Annotated in this window: 8 protein-coding genes; 5 read left to right on the top strand and 3 right to left on the bottom strand. The window is 66.1% G+C overall.

Going from position 1 to position 7,519, the window contains the following annotated elements; all coding sequences use genetic code 11:
• Nucleotides 1–157 precede the first annotated feature (157 nt).
• A complete protein-coding gene (locus VGQ44_01585; GenBank protein ID HEV8445472.1) occupies nucleotides 158–817 on the bottom strand; it encodes an FtsX-like permease family protein in 660 nt (219 codons plus the stop codon).
• 515 nt (nucleotides 818–1,332) lie between these two features.
• Here VGQ44_01585 and VGQ44_01580 point away from each other — a divergent pair.
• Nucleotides 1,333–2,064 (top strand): hypothetical protein, encoded by a 732-nt coding sequence (locus VGQ44_01580; GenBank protein ID HEV8445471.1) that lies wholly within the window; start codon nucleotides 1,333–1,335, stop codon nucleotides 2,062–2,064.
• Nucleotides 2,065–2,316: 252 nt separating this feature from the next.
• Here the strand turns inward: VGQ44_01580 and VGQ44_01575 are convergent, their stop codons facing one another.
• Nucleotides 2,317–2,721 (bottom strand): hypothetical protein, encoded by a 405-nt coding sequence (locus tag VGQ44_01575; GenBank protein HEV8445470.1) that lies wholly within the window; start codon nucleotides 2,719–2,721, stop codon nucleotides 2,317–2,319.
• Between VGQ44_01575 and VGQ44_01570 the strand changes: the two genes are divergently transcribed.
• Both VGQ44_01570 and VGQ44_01565 read left to right on the top strand, forming a co-directional pair.
• A complete protein-coding gene (locus tag VGQ44_01570) occupies nucleotides 2,720–3,070 on the top strand; it encodes a PadR family transcriptional regulator (protein HEV8445469.1) in 351 nt (116 codons plus the stop codon). The two genes, VGQ44_01575 and VGQ44_01570, sit on opposite strands and share 2 nt — an antisense overlap.
• Nucleotides 3,071–3,073: 3 nt before the next feature.
• Complete coding sequence (locus VGQ44_01565) at nucleotides 3,074–5,758, top strand: ADOP family duplicated permease (GenBank protein HEV8445468.1); 2,685 nt, start codon at nucleotides 3,074–3,076, stop codon at nucleotides 5,756–5,758.
• Nucleotides 5,759–6,014: 256 nt separating this feature from the next.
• On the opposite strand, the gene VGQ44_01560 is transcribed toward VGQ44_01565, so the two are convergent.
• Nucleotides 6,015–6,455 carry a plastocyanin/azurin family copper-binding protein gene (locus VGQ44_01560; GenBank protein ID HEV8445467.1) on the bottom strand — a complete coding sequence of 147 codons (441 nt, stop codon included), beginning with the start codon at nucleotides 6,453–6,455 and terminating at the stop codon, nucleotides 6,015–6,017.
• A 269-nt stretch (nucleotides 6,456–6,724) separates the two neighbouring features.
• On the opposite strand from VGQ44_01560, the gene VGQ44_01555 reads away from it, so the two are divergent.
• Nucleotides 6,725–6,976 carry a twin-arginine translocase TatA/TatE family subunit gene (locus VGQ44_01555; GenBank protein HEV8445466.1) on the top strand — a complete coding sequence of 84 codons (252 nt, stop codon included), beginning with the start codon at nucleotides 6,725–6,727 and terminating at the stop codon, nucleotides 6,974–6,976.
• A partial coding sequence (gene tatC / locus VGQ44_01550) for a twin-arginine translocase subunit TatC (protein HEV8445465.1) occupies nucleotides 6,976–7,519 on the top strand: 544 nt, incomplete at its 3' end. The genes VGQ44_01555 and tatC, both read left to right, overlap by 1 nt.

The raw sequence follows: 7,519 nt of genomic DNA, 5'->3' as shown, positions 1-7,519 counted from the left end.
ATCGCCTGCATGTACTCGCCGTCGCTGCCGACTCCATTGTTGACGAGCACCATGAGGCGAATGTGTCCATGCTCCGCGCCGGGTGGCCGCATCCTGTGTTGCTGATGGTCCCAGCGTGCATCAACGAACACGTACTTGGCGAATATCGCGGCCGCACTCAGTATTGTCGAAGAGCGATGACCGGATCGGCTAAGGCTGCGCGTCGCGCTGGAATGAGGCTGGCGATGAAGGCGGTTCCGCCGAGAATCGTTGCCCTGATGACGTACGTGACGGCATCGAGCGGATCGACCCCGAAGAGGAACGGACGCAGCATCCGCGTTGCAGCGAGCGCCGCCACGAGTCCGATGGCGATCCCAATGCCGACGACGCCCATGCCGTCTCGAACGATGAGTTTCACTATGTCGTTCTGGACGGCTCCGAGCGCCACGCGGACACCGACCTCGCGCGTCCGCTGTGCAGTCGTGAACGACACGACACCATAGAGACCGATCGCAGCCAGTAGCAATCCAAGGAGGCCCAGGGTCGCCGTGACGATCACCGCGAACCGTTGCGGCAGCAGCACAATCGCCGCGGACTCTTCGAGCGTCGTCACATCCGGGATGAGATCTCCTGTAAGCTCATCGACGGCGGTGCGCTCTGATTGGGCTTCTTGCAGGTCAGGATCGTCATGTGGTCTTGGTTTGCATTCCCAGAGCACGTTGACGATGACCCGCAGACCGTTCCATGTCGCCAGCTCGAGGGAGTCCACCCAATCCGAGGCGACGACTTTGGCGATGGCCGCGTTGGGGTGCGTCCGCCAACTCCGGATGGAGGGCACGCTCCATCCGCTGCGCATCCCCCGCATGCCATCAAGTGCCGCGCGTGCCGATCTTTCCCATGAGATCCGCTCCGGAGTAAGACAACGGCGAGGTCGTCCGCGGGCAGGAAACGGTCGAGGCGCAAAAAGCCTATCTTCGCCGGTTTTCCGCCAGCGTCGTTGCGCGAAGGGACCAGCGAGGGGCGAAAGCAATGAGTGCTGATGCCTAGTTGAGAACTCGCCGGCGTCAGTAACACCGAACGGCGCGCAGGTTTTCGGCCAATTGTGCGACGATTTCGGCCATGATCGCGGCGAGATCGCCGGCGACACCAGTGCGTGGACTACGCCTCGTTCCCTCGCTACCGGGATCGTGGCGCCTCTTGTAGCCGCTCAGCCGCACCGTCGAACCATTCACACCACAGTCCGCGCCGCTCATGCCGAATGTTGCATGAGCGTGACCGAAGTGTGGGGGTCAGAGGTTGAGCGAAGACAGGAGAAACGCCTCTCGCTCACTTCTGAATCGGAGCTCGGTGCTCATGCACAGTCATCTCTTTCGAACGGCGCTGCTGCTCTCCGCGTGCGTCCCATTGCTGGCCTCGGCGTGTGGCGGCTCGGACACCAACGACCCGACCCCGAGACCCGATCAGCTCACGCTGACCGACGCGCAGGTGCGTTCGCTCGACAGCACCGGCCGCGTGATCGAGCAGGCGAACCCTGCGAATGGGAATATCAAGTCGTTCGTCGATTCGACGCTGCTCGTGCTGACGGCGGGCATCGTCGCGAAACGCCTCGACGTCGTGACGGATGTCACGACATCGCCGCTCTACTTCGTCGGCATCCATCGCGTCGTGTCACAGGGCAACGGCTCATTTTCGACGTGGAACGTCGTCGGGATGGACGATCCATCGCATCTCACGAGCATCGTCGAGGTGGGCGGCTACGCTCCGTCCGCCGGCGCGACAGCGCCAGCGTCAGTGAGCGAGGCGATCGGCGGCGTGGCGACGCACGCCTACTTTCTCACCGTTGGCGCGGGCGGAGTGGTGACGGAATGGTTCGCCAACTCCGGCTCGGCGAGCTTTGCTTCGGGGCCGGCCGGCGCGCCATGTCCCAATTTTACAGCGACCGGCGGCATCACCTGCTCGCTCGAAACGATGCACGTCCACTTTTCGGCGAGTGCCTCGAGCGGAACGAACGGCGCCGGCGCGCGCCAGGCGACGGTCGGCGCCGACGTGGACGTCCCGACGATGCGGCTTACATACGGTTTCTGAATGGCGAACCGTATTGAAAATGCTGCCGTGGAGTGAGCCCGTCGGGACGGCTATTCACGCAACGCCACCGTCGGGTCCACTCTAGCCGCCCCGCCACGACGGCACAGATGCCGCCGTGAGCGCGACCACTGACAACCCCAGCGACACCGCGACGTACGTTGTCGGATCGCTCGCGCTCACGCGGTAAGGATTGCCGCCAAGAGGCGGGCGAAGATCGCCGCGCCGATGCACTCCAGCCACCGCGCGAACCGCTCACATCAGTTCATCGGCAGCTCGGCGTAGTGGGTCGACCAGCCGCGGATCGTGTCGAACGTCTCCCACGGGCGCGGCTCCACCGACCTTGGTCGTAGTACGCGCGCCCTCGGTCGGAATCCAGAAGAAGCCCGCGCGGAAGGCGAGCTCGTACGGGATCCAGCGCCACGCCGGAGCCTCGATCGACCACGCGAGCCAGCAGGACATCAGCAGCACGCGTTGATGGAGCACGACCACTCGCACGTTCACGATGAGCACCACCAGCACGCGCACAGCGCCGACGATCCGCCCGTCACCGATCCCAAACAAAGCCTTAACGCGCCGCAATGCGGTCAGGGCGATCGCGGCCAGGCGGGTGCCATCAACGCTTGATGGTATCAAATGTTGATGGTAGATTGGAGGCATGTCTCCGTCCCCCGACCAACTCGATCTGCTGCAGGGCACGCTCGACATCCTCGTGCTTCGCGCGCTCTCCTGGGGGCCGATGCACGGCTACGCTGTCGCCCGGTTCATTCACCAGGGCTCCGACCAGACCTTCCGCATCATCGACGGTGCGCTCTACACGTCGCTCCACCGCCTGGAGGAACGCGACTGCGTCGAGGCCGAATGGGGACTGTCCGACGGTGGCAGGCGCGTCAAGATCTACCGGCTCACGACGGCCGGGCGACGGGAGTTGCGCGTACAGACCGAAACCTGGAACCACTATGTGGCCGCCGTCGCCCGAGTGATGCGCGCGCGGCCGCGGGAGGCGTGAACCGTGCGGCTTCCACGTGCCTTCTGCGTGGGGCGAAGCGCCCAACGCGATGTCGACGAGGAAATCGACTTCCACATTGCGTCGAGAATTGCCGATCTCGTTCGCGGCGGAATGTCCATCGACGAGGCGCGCCGACTCGCCGAACAGGAGTTCGGGGACATGCGGCGCGTTCGCGACGAGCTGTTGTCCTCCACCCGCCGGCGTGCCGCGAGACGTTCGCGCATGGAATTGCTCCGGGACCTCGGGGGCGACGTCGCGTACGTCATTCGGTCGGCGCGCCGAGCGCCGGCGGCATGGCTGACGACCGCGCTCACGCTCGGGGTCGGCATCGGCGCCGCGGCAACCATGTTCGGCGTCGTGGATCAACTGCTCCTGCGCGGACCGGAACACGTGCGCGACCCCGGCGCGCTCCGGCGTGTCTATGCACACGTTCGGACGAAGGCCTCCGGCGAATTCACGACCAGCTTCCTGGGATATGCCGCGTATGCGACGCTTCGAGATCACGCGCGATCCGTCACCGAGGCGGCGGCGTACAGCGTCAACGAGGAGCGGATCGGACGCGGTGTCGAAGCGACGAAAGGGCAAGTCGGGGCCGCGACCGCCGACTTCTTCCCGCTGCTCGGCGTGCATCCGGCGCGTGGGCGGTTCTTCTCCGCTTCCGAGGACGCCCCGCCGGATGGAGCGCACGTGCTCGTGCTCGGCCACGCATACTGGCTGCGGGAGTATGGCGGCTCGGACTCGGCGCTCGGCCGGACGATCGTGGTCGGCGACAAGCCGTTCACCGTCATCGGCGTGACACCGAGTGGCTTCACCGGAGCGGAACTTCGTCCCGTGGACCTGTGGATTCCGATGGCGGCAGGCGCTCACCCGAGGACGGACTGGCCGACGACCTGGCAAGCGCAGTGGTTGAACGTGATCGTCAGGCTCGTGCCGGGTGTCTCGGCGAAGCAGCTCGACGACGACCTCACGTCGGTATTTCGCTCGAACTACGCGGGTCCCGACCACGAGTGGAAGGTCGCCGACGTCAGTGGGCGCAGCATCGCGTTCACCGCTGCGGGGACAGAGCGTCCCGAAGCGGCAGTCGCGCGGTGGCTGAGCGCCGTCGCGCTTCTCGTGCTCGTGATCGCCGCGTCGAATGCGGCGAGCCTGCTCGTCGTGCGGGCGATGCGACGGCAGCACGAGACCGCCGTTCGGCTCGCGCTGGGGATCAGCCGAACACGGCTCGCCCGCCTGCTGATGCTCGAAGGCCTGGCGTGCGCCGCGGGTGGTGCGGTGTCGGGGGTGGCGCTCGGCTACGCCGGGGGAGAGACCATGCGCCGTGTTCTCTTGCCGGGGATTGCTTGGGCGACGCCGCCGGTCAGCCGGCGCATGCTGCTCGTTGCGGGCGGACTCGCGTTGGTCGTCGGGGCGCTCATCGGCCTGGCGCCGATCGCGCAGATTCTGGGCACGGACCTGGCGGCCGCGCTACGCGGCACCATGCAACACGCCAAGGGCGCAACGCGAATGCGGCGGATGCTGCTCACCACGCAGACCGCGTTCTCGGTCACGTTACTCGTGGGAGCGGGACTGTTCATTCGTTCGCTGATTAACGTGCGGCACCTCGACCTCGGCGTGGAACCCGGCCGAGTACTCGTTACCTACGTCGGATGGCCGGCCGCCGCAAATGCCGGCGCGGACGCCGCGCTCGAGGAGATGGCACGGCATGCCAACGACTGGCGCGAGTTGCGCGATCGCCTCGCGCGAACACCGGGCGTGGACGATGCCGCGCTCGCGATCGGCTCGCCGTTCGGCGCGGGATTCGGCGTCGACGTACGAGTGCCGGGGCGTGACTCGCTGCCGAGCGCACCGGGAGGCGGCCCGTATGTGAGCGCTGTCGGCACCGACTATTTCACGACGGTGGGTACGTCGATCGTGCGCGGCCGAGCGTTCGGCGCTGGCGACGGGCCACAAAGCGAGCGTGTCGCCATCGTGAACCAGACGATGGCGTCGCTCATCTGGCCGAACGAGGATCCGCTGGGGAAGTGCCTCATCGTCGACAGCAAGTCGTGCTCGGTAGTCGTCGGTGTGGCGCGCGATGCGCGGCGGTACGGGATTCGAGAGCCCGCGGCCATGCAGTACTACATCCCGTTTGGGCAGGAGTCCAGCATCAGAGGGACCGCGCTCCTCGTGCGCCCGCATGGTGAGGCGCGATCGTTCGAGGAGACTCTGCGCCGTACGGTCGCGACGATCGTCCCTGCCGCGAATCGCGTCGAGGTCAGGTGGATGCAGGAACGCGTCGACCCACAGATCCGCCCGTGGCGGCTCGGCGCGGCGATGTTTGGATTGTTCGGCGTGGTCGCGCTGATGGTGGCCGCGATCGGACTGTACAGCGCCGTCGCATTCAGCACAGAGCAGCGGAAGCACGAGTTTGGCGTGCGGCTCGCGATCGGCTCCGGCACGGGTCGGCTTGTGCGCGGCGTTCTGCTCGAAAGCGTGCGCGCCGCAGCGGTGGGGCTCGCGCTCGGCGGCATCGTCGCGTTGGCCGCAGGCGGCCGCATCGCGCCGCTCTTGTTCAACGTGTCGGCGAGAGATCCAGTCGTCTTCGTGGTCGTCGGCGGCGTCCTCCTCGTGGTAGCCACGTTGGCGTCAACCTTTCCGGCGTGGAAAGCCGCGAGCACAGATCCGGTGTCGGCTCTGCGTTCGCCATGAACGCCGTGGACCCCCACGAGTTTCTCGCGCGCCGCATCCAGCTGTGCCGCGATGCGCTCTCAGCGGTCTCACTCATCGCTTCGTGGCTTGCAGCGCCAGCCTGCCAACGGTCGAGCCCTCGAAACAGTCGTTCGCCCGGCGTGAGAGCATCAACGTGCGCCGTTAGAACCGGCCACGCCCAATCAGCGACCCGAACGACGCGATCCCGACTGTGCGCCTTGGTTCCGCGCGCGCGGACCCGCGGCGACGTGCTCGATCACCGGAGCCGATTGTAGCCGCCGGATCCGGTCGACTCGCCGTCTGCCGTGTTTCCGCCGCCACCGACGACGATCATCCCGCTCATGCCGGGGTGAATGTGGCAGTAATACTTGTAGAATCCCGCAACCGGAAACGTGCGCTGCACCGAGGTATTCGCGTTGGCGCCGTCGATGGTGGCAGGTGCGCCAGTGGGATCATTGTCGAAAAAAACGTTGTGGGCCACGCTGCCGAAAGCGAAAGTGACCGTTCCCCCGACGTTGAGGGCGATCGTCGGCGGTGTGAAAGCGATCGACGGGGTGGCGTTCACCTGCGCGGCCGAGACTGGGGGCGGGAGCGTGTTCCCGGGGTCGGTGGTCGATGACGCGTACGGATTCGTCGACGCGCTGCAGCCGGCGACGATCGATGCCATCGTGAGGGGAGCGATAATGCGACGGAACACTGTGAGCTTCTCCAGACGTTTGGGTGCGGCGGCATGACGGGAGTAGCAGCCCACGTCGACTGGTACCGTAGACGACCACCGGCGTCTACCCGTCGTTCGCGCCTCTCCTTCGCACAGCGCGCGCACGCCGGCCCACTCCACATGACTCGGATGTCGAGTGATTCATTCCCGAGTATGGCCGGGAATAAATCGTCGTCGGTGGATGTATTCCCTGGAGCGCGCGCAGCCCGCGCCCGCCATTCCGACGTCCTTCCACCGGGGATCAAGCCATGTTTGGAGAAATTGGGTTCGACAAGTTGGTAATGTTGCTCGTGATGTTTCTCTTGCTGTTCGGCGCCAAGCGGATTCCGGAGATCGGCCGCTCGCTCGGCAAGGGCATTCGCGAGTTCAAGGGGAGTCTCGCGGGACTCGACGAGCCGGCAGAGCCGGCGCTCGTGCGCGACTCGGGCGTCGAGTCCGCCGGCGCCGCCCTCAACGCGCCGGTCCGCGACGGACAAGCGTTGCGCCGCCTCAACGGCTGATGTCCCCCCGTCACGTCGCACCATCGGTCATGCCGATGGTGGATCACCTGGAAGAGCTGCGGCGGCGGATCTTCTGGGCGTTGGGAGCGGTTGGAGTGGCGACGGCCGTGGCGCTGTTCGTCGTCTTCACGTTTCCGGTGATCCGCGCGCTCGAGCTTCCAATTCGGCCGTATTTGCCGAGTCACAAGCTCGCGTTCACTCATCCGACCGATCCGTTCGACATCGCGATGCATACGTCGATCGCGTTTGGTATCGTCGCCGCGCTTCCGATGTTGGTGCACCAGGCCTGGCGGTTCGTCCGTCCGGCGATGACCACGCAGGAGCGGCGAGCGATTCGCTGGGTGGTTGGCGGATCGCTCGTCCTGTTCGCGGCCGGCGTGGTGCTCGCGTGGAGCATCGTGTTGCCGCTCGCGGTGCAGTGGCTCATGGGTTTGCAGACGGATGCGCTCACGCCCATCATCACGGCTCGGGAGTATTTCTCCTTCGCCGTCGACATGGCGCTCGCGTTCGGGCTTGGCTTCCAGCTCCCGATCGTCGTCGTCG

This window comes from Gemmatimonadaceae bacterium, from assembly GCA_036003045.1.
Lineage (GTDB): Bacteria > Gemmatimonadota > Gemmatimonadetes > Gemmatimonadales > Gemmatimonadaceae > JAQBQB01.
This window is presented reverse-complemented; position numbering and strand designations above follow the sequence as displayed.